Source organism: Paenibacillus sp. BR1-192, from assembly GCF_029542445.1.
Lineage (GTDB): Bacteria > Bacillota > Bacilli > Paenibacillales > Paenibacillaceae > Paenibacillus_AQ > Paenibacillus_AQ lautus_A.
This window is the reverse complement of sequence record NZ_CP120718.1, coordinates 1,287,667-1,312,111: the sequence shown is the minus strand read 5'-3', so window position 1 is coordinate 1,312,111 and position 24,445 is coordinate 1,287,667. Positions and strand designations below refer to the sequence as shown.

At 38.9% G+C, this 24,445-nt stretch carries 17 protein-coding genes; 2 read left to right on the top strand and 15 right to left on the bottom strand.

The genetic code is table 11. The features are described 5' to 3' along the window. Positions 1 to 36: 36 nt before the first annotated feature. The 15 genes from P0X86_RS05560 to P0X86_RS05490 all read right to left on the bottom strand — a co-directional run bounded on the left by P0X86_RS05560 (position 37) and on the right by P0X86_RS05490 (position 20,522). Positions 37 to 1,296, bottom strand: a complete 1,260-nt coding sequence (locus P0X86_RS05560; RefSeq protein ID WP_277748015.1) for an McrC family protein — start codon at positions 1,294 to 1,296, stop codon at positions 37 to 39. Beyond that, positions 1,293 to 3,245, bottom strand: a complete 1,953-nt coding sequence (locus P0X86_RS05555) for an AAA family ATPase (RefSeq protein ID WP_277748014.1) — start codon at positions 3,243 to 3,245, stop codon at positions 1,293 to 1,295. Before P0X86_RS05555 ends, P0X86_RS05560 begins: the two co-directional genes overlap by 4 nt. Positions 3,246 to 3,353: 108 nt before the next feature. Then, complete coding sequence (locus P0X86_RS05550; protein WP_277748013.1) at positions 3,354 to 4,064, bottom strand: nuclease-related domain-containing protein; 711 nt, start codon at positions 4,062 to 4,064, stop codon at positions 3,354 to 3,356. Positions 4,065 to 4,110: 46 nt separating this feature from the next. Further along, positions 4,111 to 4,779: a restriction endonuclease gene (locus tag P0X86_RS05545; RefSeq protein ID WP_277748012.1), complete on the bottom strand. Its 669-nt coding sequence runs from the start codon at positions 4,777 to 4,779 to the stop codon at positions 4,111 to 4,113. Between the two features lie 5 nt (positions 4,780 to 4,784). Then, positions 4,785 to 5,330 carry a hypothetical protein gene (locus P0X86_RS05540; RefSeq protein ID WP_277748011.1) on the bottom strand — a complete coding sequence of 182 codons (546 nt, stop codon included), beginning with the start codon at positions 5,328 to 5,330 and terminating at the stop codon, positions 4,785 to 4,787. An 8-nt stretch (positions 5,331 to 5,338) separates the two neighbouring features. After that, the gene (locus P0X86_RS05535; RefSeq protein WP_277748010.1) at positions 5,339 to 5,605 is read right to left on the bottom strand and encodes a hypothetical protein; all 267 of its coding nucleotides are present in this window, start codon (positions 5,603 to 5,605) and stop codon (positions 5,339 to 5,341) included. Between the two features lie 4 nt (positions 5,606 to 5,609). Beyond that, positions 5,610 to 7,664 carry a protease Lon-related BREX system protein BrxL gene (brxL, locus tag P0X86_RS05530; RefSeq protein ID WP_277748009.1) on the bottom strand — a complete coding sequence of 685 codons (2,055 nt, stop codon included), beginning with the start codon at positions 7,662 to 7,664 and terminating at the stop codon, positions 5,610 to 5,612. Between the two features lie 18 nt (positions 7,665 to 7,682). Further along, positions 7,683 to 10,241: a BREX-1 system phosphatase PglZ type A gene (pglZ, locus tag P0X86_RS05525; protein WP_277748008.1), complete on the bottom strand. Its 2,559-nt coding sequence runs from the start codon at positions 10,239 to 10,241 to the stop codon at positions 7,683 to 7,685. Positions 10,242 to 10,319: 78 nt separating this feature from the next. Then, positions 10,320 to 13,829, bottom strand: a complete 3,510-nt coding sequence (pglX, locus tag P0X86_RS05520) for a BREX-1 system adenine-specific DNA-methyltransferase PglX (protein ID WP_277748007.1) — start codon at positions 13,827 to 13,829, stop codon at positions 10,320 to 10,322. Positions 13,830 to 13,905: 76 nt separating this feature from the next. Continuing rightward, the gene (gene brxC, locus P0X86_RS05515; RefSeq protein ID WP_277748006.1) at positions 13,906 to 17,472 is read right to left on the bottom strand and encodes a BREX system P-loop protein BrxC; all 3,567 of its coding nucleotides are present in this window, start codon (positions 17,470 to 17,472) and stop codon (positions 13,906 to 13,908) included. 18 nt (positions 17,473 to 17,490) lie between these two features. Continuing rightward, positions 17,491 to 18,057 carry a DUF1788 domain-containing protein gene (locus P0X86_RS05510; RefSeq protein WP_277748005.1) on the bottom strand — a complete coding sequence of 189 codons (567 nt, stop codon included), beginning with the start codon at positions 18,055 to 18,057 and terminating at the stop codon, positions 17,491 to 17,493. A gap of 10 nt (positions 18,058 to 18,067) precedes the next feature. Continuing rightward, complete coding sequence (locus P0X86_RS05505; RefSeq protein ID WP_277748004.1) at positions 18,068 to 18,664, bottom strand: DUF1819 family protein; 597 nt, start codon at positions 18,662 to 18,664, stop codon at positions 18,068 to 18,070. Positions 18,665 to 18,667: 3 nt separating this feature from the next. After that, positions 18,668 to 18,958 (bottom strand): TIGR04540 family protein, encoded by a 291-nt coding sequence (locus P0X86_RS05500; protein WP_277748003.1) that lies wholly within the window; start codon positions 18,956 to 18,958, stop codon positions 18,668 to 18,670. Between the two features lie 109 nt (positions 18,959 to 19,067). Beyond that, positions 19,068 to 20,015: a hypothetical protein gene (locus P0X86_RS05495; protein ID WP_277748002.1), complete on the bottom strand. Its 948-nt coding sequence runs from the start codon at positions 20,013 to 20,015 to the stop codon at positions 19,068 to 19,070. A 60-nt stretch (positions 20,016 to 20,075) separates the two neighbouring features. Next, positions 20,076 to 20,522 (bottom strand): helix-turn-helix domain-containing protein, encoded by a 447-nt coding sequence (locus P0X86_RS05490; protein ID WP_277748001.1) that lies wholly within the window; start codon positions 20,520 to 20,522, stop codon positions 20,076 to 20,078. 1,783 nt (positions 20,523 to 22,305) lie between these two features. Here P0X86_RS05490 and P0X86_RS05485 point away from each other — a divergent pair. Both P0X86_RS05485 and P0X86_RS05480 read left to right on the top strand, forming a co-directional pair. Next, positions 22,306 to 23,064, top strand: coding sequence for a hypothetical protein (locus P0X86_RS05485; RefSeq protein WP_277748000.1), 759 nt, complete (start codon positions 22,306 to 22,308; stop codon positions 23,062 to 23,064). A 67-nt stretch (positions 23,065 to 23,131) separates the two neighbouring features. Then, entirely contained in the window at positions 23,132 to 24,400 is a 1,269-nt protein-coding gene (locus P0X86_RS05480) for a hypothetical protein (protein ID WP_277747999.1), read from the top strand. Positions 24,401 to 24,445: the final 45 nt, after the last annotated feature.

Genomic DNA, 24,445 nt, shown 5'->3' with positions numbered 1-24,445 from the left:
CCCTCATTTCCGGTGTTATCATATCTTAAATTGACCCTAAGCTAAATAACCTTTCATTATTGACTTTAAGTCTAGAAGTGCAAGACTTTCATCCTCATAGTTAATAGCGTAAACAAGCAATCTTTTATCTGATCGCCCCTCTACATACCATGACTCCAATGGTGAGTCATCTGTCCTATTGATTCCATCGTGATTAGGATAGAGCAAAATAACAGTCTCTACATGCTCATATCGGGTCAGGTAGGCATACGTCTGATAAAAGTCTTCCCTTTTCACACCATGACGGCTATACGAGCTATCAATCACTTTCCACTTTGTATCTATAATCATAGACAGGCCATGGGTTCCAGAGATCAATAAATCAGGCTCTAATTGAAATACACCTCGATCAGTGCTCTCCTTGATTAACAGTTTATACGAACGATCTTTTATAACAACATGAGATGTTAACTTTCGGACCAGATGCGCTATGTAACTTTCAAACAGGTCATTCATCTTAAATAAAATTGAACTCGCCGTTTTATTTCCCTTTTGTGGTGTTGGAGCAGACTGTGACAATAAGAGCATGGCAAGTCGATAGCACGCTTCGTATCTACGATTGTTACGATCAAAATAAATAGCCGAACGGAAAATTCTCTGGTCAATGGAATCAGTCACTTCATTTAGATACAACATGGCGTGACCAGCCCGTTTACGAGTATTCAATTGATTCGACTGCCTCATAATCTTTCTTAGTGTAGCTTTCAGAATTCGATTTAGTATATGGTCAGGATGGAATTCATCAAAAATACAACTCACTGCTGTCGATTTAAGATGAGCACGCTTCATTTGTGAGGTTGTATCAATTCTACCTCTCACAGTGTTCAGTTTATCTTGCTGAGTAATGTACGTTCGAAGAACCCCTCGTGTTAGCTCTCTAAGAACCTTATCTGTAAAAAGCGAGGCAAGAATCTCAAACAAGTTCATTTTCTCATATTCAATTTGCCCAATCTGGCTATCGTGAATATCTAGGTAACCTGTTCGTTCCAGCATATGCAATAATACCCGTCGTGATTGTGAGGGTTCATTGCTAGATACTTTCGGAAGTATTTCAATAGAGCAAGAAGATAATTGAATGAAGCCAACATAATTAATGAAAGTAACACTCTTCCTTGATATTCGGATCAGATCCTGATCCAAACGATTCATTGATATATAACTGGATAGTTCATCCGCCTGTAATGTAGATAAGGCTTCGCTCTCATAATCGGATATGGGAATTGAACCGTAGCATTCCGTTACAGCAAAATGCTTCATTCGACTGCTTCCTGCTTATCAGCATTTTCATTCTGTTTATAAATGCGAGTCAATGCCTTCAGGGTTGGATTCGTTTGTATGATATAACGAGTTTTCTCATACTCTAGGAGTTTAGATGTGTGGACAAACAATTGCTTAGCAGAGACTGTTTTCTTTATAATCAAAAAATCCGTATCCTTTTCGTTCTTTCCGGCTCCACCTAACACAAGCTCAATAGATTCCCAGTTATCATAAAAATACTCCTGCAACAATGGAATGATTCTTTGTTGCATTACGCTAATATAGAAGTCTAGTGTTGGTTCCTCAGTAATAAAGTAAGCATGTCCAATGACATGATCTCGATCAAATAAATATTCGATTCGGTCGTTCAACGTTTGAAGCAGAAGTCGTACATCCAAGCCTTCAACATCTGATGGCAGCACATTATAAGCGGGCATCATCTCGATAAATTCAAACCGTCTGCGAAGTGCGGTATCAAGCAAGGCGATGGAACGATCTGCCGTATTCATTGTACCAAGAATATGAACATTAGAAGGAACGGTGAATTTGGAGCCTGAATAAGGCAATGTAACGGATATTTCATTTTTTTGCCCTAAGCGCTTATCCGGTTCAATAAGTGTAATTAGTTCACCAAATATTTTAGAGATATTACCACGGTTTATCTCATCAATCACGATAACAAACTGGGATTCTCCAGTCCCCTGTTCATTTCTGCCGGTAATTAACTCTCGAAGGCTCTCAATATTCAAATTTTCCTTTGCCAGCATATAAATCGCCTGCTGTGAAAATATCTTATCAATCAGAATCCGTTCTACTGGAACGATGTCAGCATCATCTTTACTAACCCATAGCCACTCTACGCTGCGAAAGTGATGATAGTCAATGACTCCTTCCTCATCATATTCATATTCGCCAGTGACTTTGCCGATCGCTCGAGCCTTAATGTTACCGTTGGAAACGATAACGATATCGCCAATATCAATACCATGTTTGAACCGGTCAACCGCATCTACCCCAAATTTCCTTTTATCATTAGCAAAGTCAAAATATTTTTCACGAATTTCGTCCTTATTGCTGCACAGACTATAATCAACTTGGTTTCCCCAGCCCATAGCAATATGATTGTTCTGTATACAATAATCATAAATATCATCATCGGCATCCTTCGTGTTTCCCAACGATATTTTATGAAAATTCGTAGTGCTTAGATCAAAATCATATGTATGCCTTCGATTGGTTACAACAGCTCTAGCTGCATTACAAATACGCTTGAACACGCCATCCCGGACCTCATATCCTTCGGATTCCTTCACAAAACGAATACCTTCTACGAAGTCCTCGTAGCTGTACGACTGATGAAATGTACAAAACACGACTTGATTGCTTTCAATGTACCGGTTATACATTTGAACAGCCTCATCACGTCTTGCTGGATCAGTAATTAAATCAAAATCTACATCTGGATTAAGAATTTTTAATGCTTGAGTAATAACACTATAGGTCTTTCCAGTACCGGGAGGGCCATAAAGAATCCGGTTTTTTGCCACAGTTTTATTCATATCGTCAGACTTACCTCCAAGCCAATTAAATTCATTATTTATATCCGTTGACTTTACCTTTGTTAAAAGATCAAGTAAAACTTCATCACTATCTTTTTGCCAAGGCACTCCGCTTGGACGATCATCTTTATAGTGAACCATGGTTATATCCGAAATTCCAGCACGGGAAAAGTGACGGTGAAGCATTTTCATACCAGCTTGCTTAGCGGCATCCAACCTGCCGTTAATATCAGCCGATTCAACCTCCTCATGATGATCTAAAAGCTTAACTCCATAATGGTTCTCATTATATTTCAAGGTCAAGATGTAATAGCGCGTCTCTTTTCCTTTAATATATTCCTGATTTGCAACACTGTTCTTAATCCTTTGGTTTATCTCATCTATTGTCATTCCTCTATGACCTCTTTCAAGTGCGATATCATAGCTATAAATAATATAAAGACTATCCGAGCGATAGGTTGGTCACGAAAATTGGGCATTGGCTTTACATCTGTGCAGTTACTTCCCCTTCCCAGCACTCCCCGCCTTTTCCACATGCTCAGCTCGAATCTTCGGATCAGTGATGTTCGCCTCAATCAAGGATTGATAGATCTTCTGAATATCAACTTCCGATAGAACGGTATCCACTTTCTCCGCTTGAATCCGATTCATTTTGCGCTGAATGTATTCCGAAAGCTCAACATCGTACACAATCAGTTCGTCCGATTGGATTTTTCTCAACTCCGGATCTACGCTGAATCTACAGCGCATTGTAAAAGAAACCAATGAGATGAACCGACTCTTTTGATAGTCAGGGAGCAAACTTTTAATCGCTTGAATATGGCCGTAATTTTGCATAAAGGGATTATACATTTTAAACCGGTTACTTACCGTCCATGACTTATTCTCTCTTGTTCCCTTAATCTCACCCGTGTAGTTCTTCGTCTCGATGACAAACAATCCTTGTGGCGTGATTACCACATGGTCGATCTGCGAATAGCCCGTGCGGGACTTCGAATTCGTCACCATTAAATCATTTACATATCTACATCCTTTGGGGAGTTGGTCTAGTTGAATATTAATTTTATGCTCACCCAGCTCACCAATTCGAGTAGGCTGAACCTTGGGCTTAGCGTTGCTTCCTGATGTTTTGGCTTTATTCGTATGTTGAGCCGGCTTTTTCTTTGGCTTATCAGAAGATTTGAACAAGGACTTTAATTTTTCAAACATAAGAGAGCTCCGTTCTACGTGTAATGGTGATTCATCCGATCCGTTTCTACTTTTTCCAGGCATTCAACTTGTTCTCAAGTGCACTCCCGTTAATTAATTGAATGTTTAATCGTTCAGCGTCTCTTCTGGCGTCCTTGGTAAAATTACTGGTCGTGACCACCCATGCATCATAACACCCATGCACTTGCTTTCCTGCCTTTAAGCGAAGAACAATATCATTACCGACATTCTGCTTCCATCGTTTACACTGTACTGCAATTTTATATCCCTCTTTACCGCGAAGAATGAGATCAACCTCGCTATCCCCCGATCCACCAACTCGTTCAACGGCATATCCTTGGTCTTTATAGTACAACTCCATCAGTCTTTCAAAATCCGGTCCGGATAGTTTATGGACATCTGCAGTGATGAGCTGAGCATCCGTAAGTTTTGTCAGTGCCTTCGTTTGATGTGATCGTGATTTCATATTGTTTGAAGTTGTGGTAGAGGCTGCTCTGGTTGCGGGACGTTTCATGGATTTCTTATTTGCTCGTCTTTTTCTAGTCCATGCAGCGCCCACCCATTGGGCAACGACCAACCCCAAAATAAACACTCCTACAAATACACCCCAATGTAATTTAGGATTAATAAAATATAACGAGAGGGCTCCAATCGTAAACAAACCTCTTAGTACATAAGCAAGCTGTTGCCCTTCGGCTTTATAAGTTTTCGCCATGCGTTTTAACTTCTCCTTAGATTCATTTCATCTGAACCATGAATTCCTAGCACCCGCTTAGCTAAATCCACCTGCTCATGATCCAGTTCCACCCTTACCGTACCGGTGCGTCTATGCTCACGCCACTTTATCAGATCTTCTTCCGTCTCTAATTTCAGTTCCGCTATCTCTGCAGCCCGGTCGAAAATATACTTCGATGTATACAGAGCCGTGTAGATTCCTCGCCCACCTGAAACAATCGGTTTATCCCGTTTCATCCACCTATCGATCGTAAATTTAACATACAGCTTTTCCTCAGATCCCCGCCTTGCGGGTCGTTCGGTAATTTCCTTGCGACGAAGTACCTTCCAGTCGGCCACTCGTCCGTACCAGTGAATGCCTGTTTCTCCGGTAGAAGCGAACTTTCCCTTCGATTGATAGAGGGCAATATATTCGATCTGCGTTAGAATCTTGTGATCCGTCACATTTTCAAGAGGGATATGGTAAAAGTCTAATTCCAGTGCCTGTTCCAGCTGGGAAAGTTCTTTTAGTGAACCTACACGGCCTGACAACTTTCATTTTAGTCCCATTCACGTACAACAAACTGATCATAGACTGACAGCTCGAACAATTTCCTTGTTATTTCAGACTTGTTGTACCCAACAGTCTCCCCAATCTCCTCTGGTTTTCCACCAAGCAAATAGATGGTCTGTAAACGATATATAGTGTTCTCTTTGTCAAACCAAAGATCATAACACTTTCCTTCTCCGTCAGATTCGGTATAAGTGATGGTATAGGCAGATCCATAATCAAGCTCGGCAATAATTTTATGTATCGTATCATCCATTTCCTTATCCTACCCCCAACGCCTTAAACACAGCATCGGTCGGATCCGAGTAAAATACGGGCTGAACCTTTATCAGCAGATCAGCAGGTACCGTTTGAAAGTCCACTACGGAAGAGGCTGGTATCAATACCTTCTTCGCTCCTGCATCTACGCACACTTGAAGTGTATTGGCAAATTCATCGACTTTAGCGATCGTACCGCCAACCGTCATGTTCCCCAATACTACCAGGCTTTCCTGAACAGGTCGTTCCAATGCCCCAGAACATAATCCGATCAATTCAGCAATCGCCAGTTCATCCGTTAATCCGATGCCCTGCAAGTCGCTTATATGCATCAAATAATCCTTGGTCTTCGTGGTAATCGAGCCGCTGATACTTTTACTGTTTGAAGTAAAGTAACGAAAGGCAGTATCCAGGCTTTCTTTAGCTCCTCGATGAGATCCGACACCCGACTTCTCGAATTTCCCTGACCCCGAAACGACCTGGTTCTCAAGTTTGTATACCCCAATCATGCCAGAATCGCCATGCCCTACAGTATAAACATGTCCAGCTTTCCCAAACCCTTCAGGTATAAGTTTGCCTCCGCCTTGCTCTGGAACGGAAACATACTCCTCACTCAACGTTTCCTTATTAATGTAGGAGAAATGAACATCGTAGAACTCCATGCCTCCGATTTTCTTGAGCTGTTCTTTTACTCGTCTTCTTCCTTCAAGGGCATATTTCAAAGTTTCCTCGATGTCATCTCTTGTATACTCTCCGTTTGGATAAAGGAGCTTCACCAAGCCTGAAACTGTTTTACGAACCGCTATTACATCTCGTTGATTCAGATTATTACCCAGCTTAAAGTAGCGATCAATGGCATCTGCAAACGAGCGTTTTCGCATTTCCCTGAAGTATTCAGCCATGTAATCAACAATGAAACCGTACTTATCCGTAAAGAAGTCAGGACGCATCTTCGGAACTTCCCAGCCTGGCAAGTAGTAATGCATCCGATCAAAAAACGCTGAATCGTTTGCCATTGCTTCTGGGAATGGTGCGAACAAGTGCGAAGTCTTGATCAACGAATCAAGGCTCTGGTTGATATTGCCGACGAAAACCATCGAAGCAGAAGCCGCCTTCTCTTCTCTGCCACGTGCAAAGGATCCTGAAGCCATGTAATCCTTCATGATCTGAATGCCGTCTTTATCCTTAAACGTTATGCCAGCTACCTCGTCGAACGCCACCGTGTCCCATAATCCTACAAGCCCAACCTTCTTACTGGACATGTTGTAGAACAGATTCGCTACCGTCGATTGGCCACCAGACACAAGGATTGAATTAGGCGAAATCTCCTTGTAAACATGCGACTTACCTGTCCCTCGTGGACCAAGTTCACACATGTTATAGTTATTCTCAACGAGCGGCACAAGGCGAAGCAGAAGATGCCATTTTACTCTCTCATCAAGCTGTGTTGGCTCCATACCTGTCGAACGAATGAGTACATCAATCCATTCCTCTTTCGTGAAACTCTTTCTACCCTCAAACACTTCGTTCAGATCCATGTTCGGCATTTGAATCGGCTTCAAACTATTGATGCTAAACGGATTACTATTCTTGACCTCTTCATCAAAGAAATATTCCATCTTCAGCATGCACCAGATGCCACCGGCCAAAAGCTTATCGAATTCTTTGACATAGCTCGGCGAAATGGGAACTCCTTTAAGCCCCAGATTCGAAAACTCCGCAACATAGGAGTCAATCTTCTCATTGAGGGTGACGGTGATCTTATCGATAACTGAATATTGTCCCAGTTCTCGAATTCTTGATTTTACCTTCTCCGCCTCATCTGGTCTTACAAAGTTATCTGAGAGTATTTTCTTTACACGCTCAATTCCTTCCCGAATGTTGTCCTCATCATCTGTTGCCGCATACATGCCAAGCAAATATTCAAGAACATAAACAGGTACATTTGCTCCTTCTTTCATGAGCTTCGTTAAGTCCTTCCGAACTACCCTACCTGAAAACACATCATTGAGCTTGCGGTCTAAATCAAGTGTTTGTCCTTCATTTATTATCTCCATTAGGTTTCCTCCCCTCCTCTAAAAATCAAAATCACTTACGATGCCCAAATTGATTGTGAATTGTGTTTTTTCAATGACGATATCCGTCTCAATGTCTTTCGTAATGAGGTAATAGTTACTATTCTTGTCATACGGAATCGACTTCAACGCAAACCGAAGCTTAAATGTACGCTCGTCTGGCTTATCAGATGTGCGATCACAGATGATCATTTCCTCGTTACTAATCACGTTATCGGCATCATCCACCATGTAGATCTTCACTGTTCGAGGAACTCGTTTGTCCTCTACTTTCTCCGTCTGGAAGAAGGTAAGGTTAAATAGGCTATTCGTAATCTTTCTGGAGTTGTTTGTGAGCTTAACGTCTACCTTCTCGATTTCACGACTGTTCTTCTGTCCGCTACGGATATTTTTAAATTGAATGAGCGGCACAACGATCTCTTGAAGACTGGCTCCACCGTGAACAAAATTAGCTCCAGCTCCTTGTATCTTGAAACGAATTGTGGCTTTCGGAACGTACGTTGTGATCTGATGTTCATTCTGGACCAGCTTGTCCATATTAATATCGAGAAGACCGCTCCGCTCTCCTTTTTCTTGCGAGAACAGATATCTCCGTTTGACTTCAAAGGCTTTAATGCCTTCCTTTTCGATCTTATCACTCTCTTCCAACGCATCACGTTGATATACGAAACCATGATCCGCAGTGATGAAAATATTCGTACCGCTCAAATCATCCTTGATGATTTTAACTATATCGTACAATTCATCAATGGCTTTCTCCGCCGCTGAAAACGTATAAATCTCAGTCGATGCCTTGTCTCCTGTCGCATCAATGCTATCATGGTAAATATAAACCAGTTTTTTGCCCTTGAATGTCTCCCTACGACCCGCTTTATTCATATTCTTCAGCTCTTGAAAATGAATTGCCGTGCTATCAGGTACTGCTGATTGGAGAATTCCAATTCGTTTGTCGATGCCACTTGAAGACTTGCCATTCACTAATACATTACCACTCAAATCGATCTCTAAGTTTTTGTACGGCAAAAGCGATGCCATACCCATTTTCGTTACGGATGGAAGTACGCCTAACAATGGCTGAATGTCGCAAGCTCCCGTTGTCTCCGAATTCAGCTTATCCGCCAACTCCGCCGCTATCTCATAACGCATGGCATCTGATATGATAACAAATACCCGATCTCCATTGGAGATTTTCGGATCAACAAAGCTTCGATAGAAATCCTTCTGGCTTTGAATACCTGGCAGAACCCAACTTGATTTCATCTCATCGTATACAGCGGCGGACCAGTGCGAGTTTAATTCGCTTATGTACCAGTTGGTATATAGGTTCTCAACCATCACTTTGAGCTTCTTCAAGATTTCGCTGTTCGAATCATTGTCATATGCGAAATAGAATTTTCTGTAGTACTTATCCATTTGATGATAATCATTCACATACGCTTGGTACATGTCCACAGCTTGCGTTCTCGGAATACCCATGCTGTACTTCTTATGAAATTCGAACATCTTAACGGTATAGAACAATGCTTCATAAATGGATTGATACCGCTCATAATAGTGCTTTGCTCTCCGTAGGTTAATCAGCTTCGTATATGCATCATAATCCTCCAACCGATCTTCCAGACTATTGACGATATAGATGATGATGGCTCGATCAAAATACGGGAACGTATCCGCCGCTTTAAAATCCTCAACAGGGAGTTGATTTACGATATCCGATAGCTTGATTTCTCTCTCGGCAATTTCAGCATACTGGTCATAGATGTGATAATCCGTTTTATGATGCATCCAGTGGTCGACGAACACTAAAGCATTAGACTTGTTTCGAGTAGCAATGTGGCCTTTAACCAGTGAAAGACGTTCCTCATTAACCGCATGGCTCAGAGCAGTGACAGTCAAATGGATAAATAACATCTTGAGTGACTTTTGATTTTGCTCATAGCCATAACGGTCGGCAACCGCACTCCAAAACACCTCTATCCCAACATACTTCGCAATCAAATCCAGATGCTTATTTTCGCTGTCATCAAGTGAATCCATCAGTACAACCTTTAGAACATCCTCGAAATCAGGAGTTTTCAGATTGCACAACGCACTTATCATCATTAGTTCAATTGTTCCTTCAGAATTCGCCTTAACCTCGAACCCTTTGAACTTCCTGATCCGATCCTTACTCCCAAAGAACTTCTCATACTTCTTCACCGCACCTCGAAGTGAAGGATCAATGTTCAGCTCATTCATAATGAGTGATATCCTATCCGCATAGAAGATCTTTGAGTACAGAATTGTGTCCAACAACCAATTGTCTTCCATACTCACATCCAGGTTCGAATAGATCAAATAGTTCGAAGTGGGATCCTCTTCTTCGAGCAACACCTTAGTATAGAAGCTATTCCCCTCAGTCAGCGTATGTACTTTGACATTCTCAAGGGAAATCTCATATATGTATTCAGCAAACTCCTGGTCTTTATCGAACCAGAAGATTATCTTTCGTTGTTCACCTTCATTTAGCGGCTGAAGAAAAGCCTCTTGGAGTGCCTTTGTAACTTCATCCATATTCATTATTTATCAACACCTTTTTCACCAGGCTAAAAACAGGGATACACCAATAATTACTGGCATATCCCCATTGTAACCAAATTATTTGATCGGAGCGACTAAACCTTCAAATTTGGCATAGTTAACAGCAACGCCGTCATCCAAATCAATCTCGATTTGCATATCAGCCATGTGGTGAAGTTTCTCATCGTATGCTCGAAGTTCTTCGATCTTTAAATCAAGCGACTTGAGTTCTTTCTTCGCATTACTGATTTCTTTCGCAGTTCCATCTCCATTAATAATATCAAGTAAAGATTTCCTCTCTGCATCCATCCGAATCTGAATTTCATGTAAATAATCCGTTCTTATTCTCGACAGAGTAGATTTGTCATAACGGTGCATATAGATTAAACAGTTAAATGCTTTTTGTTTACCAGAAGTGAAAAGCCAAAATATTGGTCTCTTTTTGTACGTTTGGATATGATCCATATAGAATTGGTGTAAGAAATAACCACGAATTGTTTCCTTTGCCGTCTCTCCTTTTTTCCTTCCAATACTATCTGCAACAAAATCCAAGTTCTCCTCTAACATTTCCTCACCAAAAGCCGCCTTAATAAATTCTACAAATCTTGTAACAATGTCGTTTTCAAGGAAATTATCAGGGGTAACTGGTAATACGTTATCTTTCTCGACGTTGATTGATTTATAACGAGATGGTTCAAATCTTCCACCTGCAAAAATAAGACCTTCTTCGTCTAAAGAATATCTACCGAATGAACAGCCAACGAAATATGACATAAGAGACTTGATTAACTCCTCTTGTGAATCAAGAGTGAAATTCAAATCATCATCACTAAAATTAATCTCTACTTCATCAGAAAGTCCATAGGAGGCTAAAATATATTTGTTAATTTCAGTTTCGTTTTTTTCAAGGTTGTTTCTTATATGGTTTGTTTTTTCCAAAGTGGCTAAACAACTATTTTCAAGAAGAACTTCATGCTTATTTATTAATGGATTACTGGAGAAATCCCAAGATACTTCATTGCTATCCCAATCAGCTTTTAAATACAGAACATTTTGCTTCACTATATTCGCAACTTGTTCCATATTATAATCATAAGAAGGTAGTGGAATTCTCTTAACATGTCCGACTTCAAAGCCTATTGTAGGAGACAAAATCTTCAAAAATTCTTCTACAACTTTAGAGTTCAATAGTCCCAGTGTCCAATAAGTTGTACTTTCGTCATTATTCTTAAAAATAATAAATGGACCTTTGTGGCCAGACAAAAAGTTTTCACCAAAATATCTGAAAGAAGCTTTACTTGAAGAAATTAAGCCCCATGTAATCCCTGGAATTAACATATGTTCTAAACTTTGAGGTCTGGATTTCAATTTCCCATTCGAGTCCTTAAAGTTCCTAATTTCTCTACCGTTATCTTCCCAGTCAACAACGTAAAGATTATTTCCATACCACTTTCGATATTCACCTCCTTTGTTGTAGGGATACCACTTCTCACTTTCTTTATTTTTCAAATTAAATTTATTAATATCTATCTCATACCAAAACCTTAAAAACTTTTCATTATCACCACTATAAAAACCTTGTCTTGGTTCAAATACATCACCAAATTTTTTATTGGTTCCGAAAATGTTCCTCACATTGTCACTAATCCAATAAGCGATCGGCATACCATCTATTTTGCTGAATTCCTTAGTTATAACCGTAAATCTATAATCAACATTAGGATCTATCACTGCTTGTAGTGTTTTAATTGGCTGATTCTCACTACCAGTAAAGTTCGAAAGTTTTATATACTCACCTGAACAATTTATACTGTAATTTCTAAGCGTAAAACAACTGACTGGCACACAAGCCTCTGGAAATGCATTATATTCTAATTGTACAAGCGAACTTATATTCTTTTTTAAAACAATTAACTCCCTTATTTGTTCATACGCAGAGATAAACATCCAAACAAAAGGTGTTAAGAAACCCAAATGTCCATTTGGCTTCACTTTTTTCATGCAGTAATACATAAAAGCGGAGAATGTATCTGACTTGGCCTCTGGATAATTAAGCTTAATAAACTCAGTCAATTCTGAATTCATATATTTTGCCCCCATATAAGGAGGGTTTGTAACCAAAATATCATGTGTTTGGTTCATTAATTTAGCTTGAAATAATAACTTTGGAATCAAATTTAGTAATTTGTTTCTTGAATCCTCGTGAAATATATCTACTACTGGGTTTTCTTGAATAAATTCTAACCTTTGAAGTATATATTCAAAATTAAGGTCTCCAACATCAATTAGAGAACCAAAAGTTTTAGCATTTTTGAATTTATCGATAAACCATTTTGTCTGTTCATAGTATGATCCATTACTATTACCGACAAAATAAATAATATCTTCTTCTGTTATTTTATTAGTTTCTTGGATAGATCCTAAATTAAGCTGTAAGCCTTCTCTCTCAATACTTCTAAAGAATCGAGGATAGTATTGCATTGCCTTCATTACAACAGAGAAACACGCAAGCTGATATGCCCGATCATCAATATCCAGACCATACAGATTATTTTCAATAATCATTCTCGGAATTTCTCTCTCGCTATATCCACACCTACTATAGATCTCAAACAACACATCAAACATATATACAAGGATATGTCCACTTCCCATAGCAGGGTCAAAACATTTAATATCTTCTACTCTTAACTCTTTATTGATAAACTGATCCAGTTTCCCCTGAAAATCAATATAGTTATTACTATTTTCGAGATAATATTCCCATTCCTTTAATAAATCTCTATCTTCAGGATGTGATTCCACCCAATAACGCCCCAAAGAGTTTTGCACCATATACCGCACAATCCAATCAGGAGTAAATAATTGAGTTGCAAATGGGATTTCTTCAGTTGTGTATTTTTTCTTTGCCTTAATTACCCTATCTTTCTCCTCAGCAATATAATACTGATAGAGCCACCCGACAATTTCTACCTGTTTCCAATCTTCTTCAGGGAACTTTTCAATATCCGTCATTTCACGTATAAATGAATCTTTCGCAAATACCCCTTCTGGAAACAAAATCTCTTTATAATCGTCGATGGTCTCAAACATAAAGGGAAGAACCTTATTCAAACTGTTACACTGCTTGATAACTAAATACTTGAAAAGTTCTTCTGTTTTATTGTTTATCTTCAGTTCATAAACCAACTCTTTATCAATATCTAAGTCAACCGTCAATGCGTCTTTAATAATATCAGGCTCAGAGCTATCGGAGTTACTGGATGACAATACTCTTACCTTAGTTGGGAGATAGTTATTTACTTCCATAAAACGTAGTGCAGTAAAACGGTTAAACCAAGTATACGCAACTTCCTCTACAACCTGGTTATAACCTATTTCCTTGATTCGGGAAATGAGCTTCTCACGTTGTTTCTTTTCGGTTGCTGAAAGTTGTTTGCCATCAATATATACCGCGTCCGAACTTTCAAATTGAGTCTTCTTGATATTTTCTTCCGTAATTCCTATCCTAAATGCTTTAGATTTGATTTTTTCAATCAATTCTTTACGTGCATTCGTCGCAAAGTTTTTCAATGCTGTCTTATTCATGAGCCAATTCACCAACCTAAAAATGGAATGTGTTATAGTAATCAGAGTGCCGCGGCCAAAGCCACGGCACATTTTTTTAATCAATAAATTCGATTTGTTTATTACTTTTAATAATCTGTTTCAGCTTTGCCGACAATGTATCCAACAACATATCCACGTCTGCTTCCGTTTTCAGGGTCTTTGTGGAGAGTAAGGCATTTACTTTTACACGTTCACGCTGAGGAGCTGTTTTAACTACTACATAAGGCTCTCCACCTTCAACTACACCTTCTGGTTGTTTTTCTTGTTCCCTCTTCACAAACTCATGAATTTCACGATTAATATTCGTTTCTTCCCTGTCTTTAAAAGCCGAGCTTTGGGTTATTGTCGCATCCACCTTAAAGATATCGACAAGTTCATTCATACTGCTATACAAATTTTCATAATAAGCCTGGATTCGTTTTTTCGTTTCTTCGGACACACCATCTTCATTAGCACGTAACGTAAGATGATTAATATCCAATTGAATAACGTTTTTCGCCGCTATTTTCTTCTCTTCAAGAACACTTTGGATATGCTCGTCGATTTTATTAACTAATTCAGGGATGTCTTTGATTTTCTTATACGGCTGAACGTCCGTTAAGATCTCTTGCAGTTTATCCGCATAGCTTTTAATCTCATTGCCCGATAAATAGACATCGTTCTCTTTGTACTTCTCAATTGCACGTAGCCCTTTGTCAAAGATGTCTTTTTGTGAGGCAAAAAAGCTCTTTACAAAAGTCACATCTTCTTCCCAATCCAATAGATTATCTTCCAAATCACGTAGTTTGGTGAAGAACGACACATTGTCTAATCCCTTTGTGAATTCACCGAAGTATTCAAGACCTTTGTTCAAAAGACTTCCGCCAGGATACTTCCTTCCCTCATATCGACTCTTCAGTGCATTGATCTCTTTTACCTGAGCTTCAATCAACCCTCGAATATCCTTAATCAGACCATCCTCATCATCAGCAACATCCGTTTTGTTGAACACTTGCTTGCAGATGTTCTTCGCCACTTTCAATAGCGATTCGTCAACGATAATCCGCTTTACGACAATAACCTTATCGATCTCGCTTGCTTTGGTCAATGCATTAACAGCATTACCATCTTCTGGTTCCAAATACTCGGAATTAAGCCGTAAGCGAATACGCTGTTCTTTCATTAACTCCGCAATCAAACCTGATATGTCGAGATCCTTCCATCCATAAGGCTTATCCTTGTAGCGATCCAATATCGTTTTTACTCGTATTTGCTTTTGGATACTATCCTGCAAGCTGATAAAGTCCATTACTTCTTTTACTGCCAGCTCATTTGCATTTGACGATCCGCCATCAATTGTCAGTTGCTCATTATTTCTTCTCAAAATCGAGATGAGATCCTTTTCTGATTCCAAGAAGTTCTTCACGTATCCAAGTTTTGTGTAGACGTTCTCAACCAATGAAAGGAATCCAGCGTTAACCCGCTCTTTAACCGTCGAACCCTTGATCTCCGCCTTATTACCGTTGATGAAGAACGTGCCGCCTTTGATCGCCTCTTCCAGCATATCCCGAACCCGACGCTTACGATCTCTTGCTTCGACTTGTTTATTGTTCAGGATGTTCTGAATGCTCTCTGGAAGCTGTGTCGGATTTTTCTTCTTCCGATACTCCTCGATTTTGAGGACCTCTTCCATTTCCTCAACATAAGCCTCATTCGCACCCAATTTTACAATCATCTCGCCTGTGCCAGAAGACATGAGCATTAGTTCTTGTTCGGATTTGGCATAATGATCAGACAGCGGCGAGAGAATATTGATTCCGATACTCGATGTTTGATTACCGATGTTCTTCTCGTCCATCTTCTGATTATAGGAGAACTGGTATTGTGCCGAATAGCGGTATCTCTTGTCATCATACAGGTCTTGATAAACGTAATTAGCAAGCTCACGCTTGATGACATCCTCTTCAATCTTCATCGTCTTAATCTCACGGTTAATATCTTGCTCGTCATCCGTCAGGAATAGGTAGAAATCACCGTTCTTCTGGATGAGCGTTTGTGAAATCAGCTTTTTAAGTGAAACCTTAATTTTCTCCTTCAACGCCAACTTATCTTCATCGATCTGCGTGACCATAAGTGTAGCAATATTATCAATATTGGCAGGAATCTCTTTAATATATTTAATCATGAATAGCAATTTAAGCAGATCCATATTAAACTCCTCGTCTCGCAATGCGGGGTTTTCATATGCACCTTCAATAACCCTTGCAATAGAAGGGGTTAAGAACTCTTTAATCGTATCGTAAAACGCATAGAAAGGAATTAATGTCCCTTCCTCCGCATCTTTAAATCGCAAGCCAGCTTCTTTAAATGCAGAGAGCATAGAACGCTCACCTTCAGATAAGTGCTTGCCTGAACTCCCGTGTTTACGTACTTGCTCAAAAACGTTTTGTAGAAGTTTAAACTGATAAGGAAGGAATGGATATACATCCGCAAATTCCAGATCATTCTCATACCCTCTCAAATCCGCTGTGCTATCCTTGAAGCTCATAAGGTTCTTGAGTGTTGCACTCTTCTCAAGATGAAGAAGCTTTAGTTTGTCAACCACATGCTCCTTCTTTTCAAGTATCCGTTTCTTAATAACCTCATCGACTGAGATGGAGGAAAGCGACAGCCTTGTATCGAATCGTCCTTGAATGCGAGAGAAGTCATCGCCTTTTACCTTTACAATGCTATCGATGCTTTCCTGGGAGGTAACCATGATCCACACTTTGCCCTGACAATGGGTTCCAAGATCCTCTGCCAATGTTTGTAGGTTAAGCATCAATTGTCTACTGTCACCTATGTATTGGCCAATCTCATCAACCAGGAAAATAAGGTGGAAGTTGTTCCCCTTCTGTGCGATGTATTCCTTTACATCCTTCGAGAACTTCTCAATACTGATTTCAAAGTTGTTAACACCATTCTCGAACCAGTTTCTCGCTGTTTCTTCGGACATAGAAGTAACCTTCGTCAATGCTCCAATGACATAATCCGCATCAAAATAGAAGGTGTTTCTGCGGTCTACCCACTCTTCGCCTGCCGCCGCTCTAAACTCCCTCTTAAAGTCTTCATACACGCCTTCTTTGGTCAGATACTTTTCCATCTCCGCAACACCAGGGATATCACCGTAGAAGCCCTGATGCTCGTAAAATACTTTAGAGAATACTCGAAGGATAGCATCTTCCTTAGACTTATTGTCCAAGGAACTTTTTGAATCGATATTGAATAGGATAACCTCTGTTTCAACGTTTGAAGTTCTTTTCATATTAGCGAGAACGATTGGATCTTGAATTTTGTCGGCGAAGAAATCAACTGCACGCTTGTCTTTCGCCTTCTTGTTCTCAAGCAAGTACGCAAGAATTTTCAAGAAATGCGATTTACCCGAACCAAAAAAGCCTGATATCCAAACACCCATCTTATCGGTAGCACCATCAATACTCTGCTGATAGTTCTCATAAAACTTGGATAAATGCTTATTTAGTTCTCGTGTTACTACATATTCATCAAGTTCTTGGTAAATATTATTTTCATCGGTTTGTGCAACCTTTATAACCCCTTTAATGCTACGTTCGATATCTTTCACAAACATATCTTTAATACGCACAGAACTGCCCCCTCGAAGTTAATCCACTAAACGAAATGCCCTGTAGTAGTTGTCATCTTTGAATCGATCAAACAAGCGAAGTGATAAACCGTCATACTTTCCTGGAAAGAACATAATCACAGGGATCTTATCCAGAACTTCTTGAAGATTGTTCAATATATTATGGGAACGCACAAACGGATAAACCTTGCCAACCCCCGTGAGAAACACAACATTATTATCGTCTATTTGCTCCTTGATCTTTTGAAGAAATATATCAGGTTTAGCGAAATTAGCCATTGCTTTAAAAAGAGCATCTTTCCCCTGTTTCTCTTCCATCTGGGGGATACGATCGTAAATCCTCTTTTCCTTCGCGATCTCGATTAACAATTTATACAGATCAAACTCAATAATCTTACGGTTAGTACCATCATAACTGAACTCCTTCAAAATATGGGAGATATAATCCCGCACGAGCAGTTCCTTCTCCGGCTCATAATCAAATACATAAAAGCTTATTTCATTCCCAAGTCCTCTACCCTCAATAAACTTATCTTCCTTGATCTTTGGGATAATCTTATCCAATCTGCTGTTCAAATTCGCCATACTTCTACCCTCACTCACCCATCGCTCTTACATATGCGACGTCTCCGATATGAATCAAGTGTTGCTTTAACTGGTCATCCATGAGAATACGACTTAACTCACCTGTCTGTTTATCTTTCAATATGCCTGACTCAAGCAGTATCCGTTGGATGACATTCTTTAATTTCGTAACAGTTTGCTCTGTCCAACCTGCTACCCCTGTATCTTGTTCAGCTTTGGACACGAAATAAAGGTTCAGATCTTTTCTCTCCAGCAAGTAATGATTTGATTCCAGCTTCTCACGAATAACTTCGTTCATGAATTCAAAGAAAAGTCTGTCCGTTTTCATGATGGCATACATGTTAACGAGTTTACCCGCTTCCAATGATTGCTCTAAAACCATTTGACATAACAATTCATCAAGGATCCTTACTCTCCGTAATACTGAAGGCAAACTACGTTTTAGACTTGCATTATCCTGATATTGGAATAGGTTTTCGGAAAGAACTTTCTTCCTTATTTCCTGCTCACTAAAACCACTTAATCTAAGACTTATGACCTGCTTAAATTCATAGAACATGAATGAAGCACCAGTTAAAGTGGCACTATATTCTAATTCTGTAGACATAATTCAACTCCCTGCTTTTTCTCCAGTGGATTTTTCATCCTCTAAGATTCCAGTTATGGATAGTACCCGTTCAACAACCTCCAGCCGTCGTTTGCCACATTGTTGCTTGAGAATTGTGGTGAATTCTGCTTGTTTCAAAATCTTCTGTGGGTTGTTTATATAGATGTTCGCTATGTTCTTTTTCAGCAAATCCTCGCTTACATTATCATCCCAATAGGCATCAACAATCTCGTTGATTGCTGTAGCGAGTTCCCTTTGTGTTCTATAGAAAAGCTTTAGTTCCAACGTGACCACCTCATAAGTATCACCATTTTTACTCGATTCTTACTTTATTCTTATTCCATGATTATACCTTACTGACTTAAAAAAGAAAAACCGCTTATTCAGCGGTTTGTTTCGTTCTTTATCTAAGCCCTGCATACAGCTCTGGTCCCATGGCTTTCAACATCTTATCAAGAAGTTGAGATAGGTTTCTGATCGTAGTATCCAAATCATTGTCTGGCTTAAAACTAACTCCTATTTTTCGAACCTCAGCTTTTAGCATGGGGTGTATATCCTTCTGAAGTTCCTTAATCCTGCTCTCGAAGGTATGGTACAGCTTCTTCTGACATTCCTCGAAATGTAGGTATATCGATGCATGTCCATATTTGTTTCGAGCACTCACTTTAAAGTTAACTCCGCCTCGGCCACCTCCAATTGAAAGTTGGCAATCATTGCTGTTATGCTTTTTCGATTTCCAGACGTTAGTCAGGTAAGGAATGTGTAATCTAAACTTTTCAAGCATGTATTGTTTTACATCCTCAATACGCTCAAAATCATAGCTTACTTTCGCTATTGCCCGACCAGTATGAGCGGACGGAACCTGTGAATATGAATAATATGTTTCCAGCGGCGGATATTGAGAACTCCCAATACTGTGTAAGTTATTCCACACATCAAGCTTATAGAGTTTGTTAACTTCACTTGACCGCTCGATAGCTTCCTGATTTAGACGTAATGCAAAAAAATCAATATATTTATGTTTCTGACTTTTTATATATCCACTCACTTCTTCAAGATGATAATCCTGAAAATCAGAAGCAAGCCAGACAATAGTACCTTCTGATGTCGCATCGATAATCTCAAGTACCTTCTTTAAATGACGATTATCAGATGGATTAACCTGACTTTCAATAAATATTGGCAATCTCCGTGATAAATTAACTGCATACATATCGACTTTTCGTCTGCCAATCGGAACCTCTGCCTCACATTGCTCCAGCTTCTGCCCGATGATACTCTCCAAGTGTTGAGGGTACTTCAACAAGAACAGCGTTAAAATAAACTCTTTCTCGGATCCATATTTACTCAACCATCTTCCCCCCAATATAGAGAAAAAAGGGAAGGCGAACCTACCCTTTCTCTCTTCCAATTAAATCGCCGCTTTAAACTCGTCCAGCATTTCGGACAGCATGTACAATTCCTTGACTTTTGTGTTAGTATTCCATTCGCAATCAACCAAGAATTCGTTAATCATTATCAGTATGGAGCGTGCTTCTTTGCTTAGCTCTTGATTGTTTAAGAAGAAATTACTTTGGATTAGCACATCAGAAATTGATGGTTGTCCATTACTTTCCGACGTTTGGAATAAAGTCGCCATGAGAACACTGTATGGGATTTCCAGGCTTTCAGCCAACGAAAATACAACAGGTAAGCTGGGCGACGTTTTTTCGCCTCGTTCCAATCTGTTGATGTACGAACTTGATACCTGGCTCAGTTCTTCAAGCTGTTTTAAGGACAGATCTTTTACTTTCATTCTGTACTGTCGAATCAAAATTCCGAAGCTGTCTGCAACAGCGAATCCACCGCCGGTTTTCACCTCTTCATCTGCAATACCTAATGCAGAAAAACCCTTTTTTTGTCATCCATGTTGATTGACTCCTTTCTAATTATCTCAAATTGAGAATCCTATATTCTTAATGAATTCTATATCATAAGCGTTTGTTTACAGATGATTGCTTTTAATTTTATTTGGATTTTCGATCAAGTGAATTGTCTACAGGTGATTAGTAGTTCTCAAAGGTCTTAACAACAATTCACTATTAGACACGGTTCTATCAATAACCCAAGGGGTATAGCATTAATATCTTAGCTGTTGTTATAAGACCACAGCATTCAACCATACATGGTGTGATTGGGAAAATTTTAATCTTGGTTTCATTGAAAACCTATCGTGGGAATGGTAATCCAGAAATCAGATCAAAACTTAAAAGTTGTACTGAATTACAACCTTCTTCTTTAAAGAAGATAAATTAAATACAACTTCTCAACCAATAGACTAACGCAATACACATTTAGGTTTACCAAAGCGAACACCCAACTACAACTTATAGAATGAGCAATGTTCACACTTTTTCGCACAATTCTCTATACTGACAGCTCTCACAGATTTCCTGATGTTTCGTCTATAATGGCTCCGTAGTCCAGAACTTGCTGTCTACACTGTAACAAAGGCATGATCTGTATTAAAATCTCGACATACTCTACCCCATCTTCTTCGGAAAACCAACTCAATACCGTTCAGTTCTTAACTATAAAGAAAAGACATGCTCTCCATTTGGTTGTTGGAGGCATGCCTTCGTTAATTGTATACAATTTTTAAACCGCTACTGAACATATCTCTTCCAATCCATACTTCTATCACCTCACATAGGAACATTCGTTTGTATTTTAGTATAGCAAGATGTAATTAAAGGCACAATGCTTGCCTAAATGAATTTTCAAGCACCCAATTGACTGCGGGGCAACGTCAACTATGGAATGTTATGCATAGAGTTAAATACTATGCAGATTCATCCTAAATCATTTTTCGATGTTTATTTAGCATCAAAATCAGCCAGCACCAAGTCACTCTCATAAACATTAAATATCCCTGGACTGTTCAGAAGTTTGATCGGTTACCCTGTATAAATCTGCTTTATTGATCCCCCCGAATTTCAGTCATTAACTCCCCTAACAACCTTCAACCCAAGATCCCTATTACTTTGTAACAACATAAAAATTCCTGTCCATACTCCCCACTCTCTTCCAAATCCCCCCACCCCCTTGCCCACAAGGCATCCGAGCCATAGTCGAGTCAAATTCGGGATAATAATTCGTGTCCCCTCATGTCAGATATGGGCCAAAGAACTGGAAAGGAACTGGGGCAATTGTGAACGAAAACGAATAAAAATTGGTGTCCAGAAGGGCAGGAGAATGATAGGGCTTTGAGGGTTAAAAACAGGGGAAAGGCTTGGATCAGTTTTTTTAAACCAGAGTATAAGCTTGGATAAAAGCTTGAGAAAAAACCCTCTCCACTGTACAAAAATCCTTGAAATGCCTGAGTTTCTGCTTGAGTAAAGATTCGGGATCCATCAGAGAAATCCTGTATTTGTTGGCCGCGGCGGAGAAAAAAGACTAGAGAAACGCTTGGGGAAATTACCCGTGCATTTTTCAGTCTTTCGTCTTGTTTGGGCAGCAATTTTTATTCAGGGACAGTTATTTGGGGCTTGGACAGGAAATATTGTTGTCTGAAAACGTAGCACAGGTTGCTTTTTGTTGAAAGGCAACATTTGGTATGATAGTGACAAAATAGACTAATTACGAAAAGGTGGGGCAAACAAATGGAACTTCCTTTTGAATCTCTAAAGTATAAGTTTGGGCTTGCAGGGGCAAGGGAGAAATTCGAATCAATCTGTGTTGAGTTAATTCAAAATATATATGAGGAGGACTCCCATACGGTAGAAAGTGCTGGAGGGGATGGTGGTATCGATATATTTGTAGGGAATTATGACGGCGATTTAGATGTATACCAATGCAAATATTTCATTGATAAAATTGATTCAAATCAAAAAAAACAAATCATAGATTCCTTCAACAAAGTCGTTTCAGAAAAAGGCAACAACATCATGAAATGGCATCTATGTGTTGCCAAAGACTTTAATAAAAAAGAGCACGAATGGTGGGCCAACTGGAAAAAGGAAATGGAAGAAAATCATAATTTTAAAATAAAATTGTGTGATGCCAGCCAACTGACAACGAAGTTGAAAAAAAACGGATTATTCGATCGCTACTTTTCACATGATAAGACAAAGAAAGAAGAACTAAGCAATGATTTTCGTTACGCGATTTCAACCTTGAGTGAGAATTCCGTTTGTTATGAGCTTGATTTTCTTGACCATTTAGATGAGCTAAGTAACAAATGGCAAGCAGATAGGTTTATAATAAATCAAAAATCGCCAATATTCTCTTATTTGAATAGTTTGCGGATGATTGTTTCCATTAATAGTGGAATGTTAATGAATAATGAGGAAGCGAGAGATAGAGTTACTGAACTAATCGAATTGATTATAGACGAATACAAAAAACTTATTAAAGATTAGAAAAGTACCTGAAGGCTGAGTAAATGCCTAAAATATCAAGTACATTGAATATAATAGAGGTGATAATATGGCTGTTAATAACGTAGTAGTCAAATGTGATGTGTGTGAAATTAAAGTCTTGATAAAATTCCAAGTGGGAATATTAGATCAATATCCTGTATATTATTCTTGTCCCTCCTGCTCCACAAATATATACGGAAATATCTTGATAATTCGCAAGGAAAATAGACTGGATTTTCAATTGCATAATGCTACATATGAAGGTGGAATGGATGGGGAATATATTTTAGTCCTTTCAGGCGAATTCCCTTCTTTCAAAATGCTTCCATTTACAAAGGAAACCCTTATGATAACCAGTTTTTCACCGTTCATTCGATACTCGCCTCATAGCGATCAAGCAAAACACGCTTATGATGTTTTGGTCCAATTATTACCTTCCTTTATTGACGATGAGTGGAGAAAAATTGAAAGAATTGCCAACCTATATTTTAATGATAAAGAAACCTATTTAGAAAGTGAAATTGAAAAGCTAAGAAAAAGCCCCAGAATTGATATGAGTCCCTATGAAAAAGATTCAAGCGTTAGCAAACTGGTTACTACAATCTTTAGATCGATGTCTTCAAACAATCCTTTACAAAACATCACAATGACTGACTTAGATCAGCGATTATCAGTCATTAAACAAACCAATTTGAATTCATATGAAGAACTTATTCAATTTTTTTCTGTAGAAGATTTGTTATATATACAAAAAGAATTGTTTTCAGTTTTTAATGAATTCGCTAACCACTATCGATATTTATCCCCTGTAGTGTATTTGGAAGGAATGGGAAGGCAACTTTCAGAATTAGAAAATCACGAAGGTTTAAACACTGTATCCTTTGACCGCTTAGATCGGTTATATCAAAATATGTACGAAACCTTATTAGGCAATTCCACAATTTCCATCATGTTGGATAACTTAATAGTAAGAGGGGCAATCAATAGTATGAACCCTTCTATAATTCGGGGAAGGAATTCGGCAGGAAATTTACAAGATTATATATCTTTAACCAAGGGTCAAAAGCTAAATTACTTATCAGATAACGACAATGTCATTTCCCATGTTTTTGCTGGTCCACTTAGCAATGATTTAAGAAATCCCATTGGTCATAATAGTTATTCGTATGATCCAAATACACAATTAATCACTTTCCGTTCAAACCGTAATAGTCAGCCTCCAAGAAGAATGTATTTAATTGAATTTGCCGATAAGTGTTTTCAAGCAATGAAAATTAACCTTATGCTTTGGGATCTTACAGTTCTTATCAAAAAACTTATTAAAGAGGAACAATAAATTAAAACCACGAAAAACCGTCCTCTAAAGAAAAGACGGTTTTTC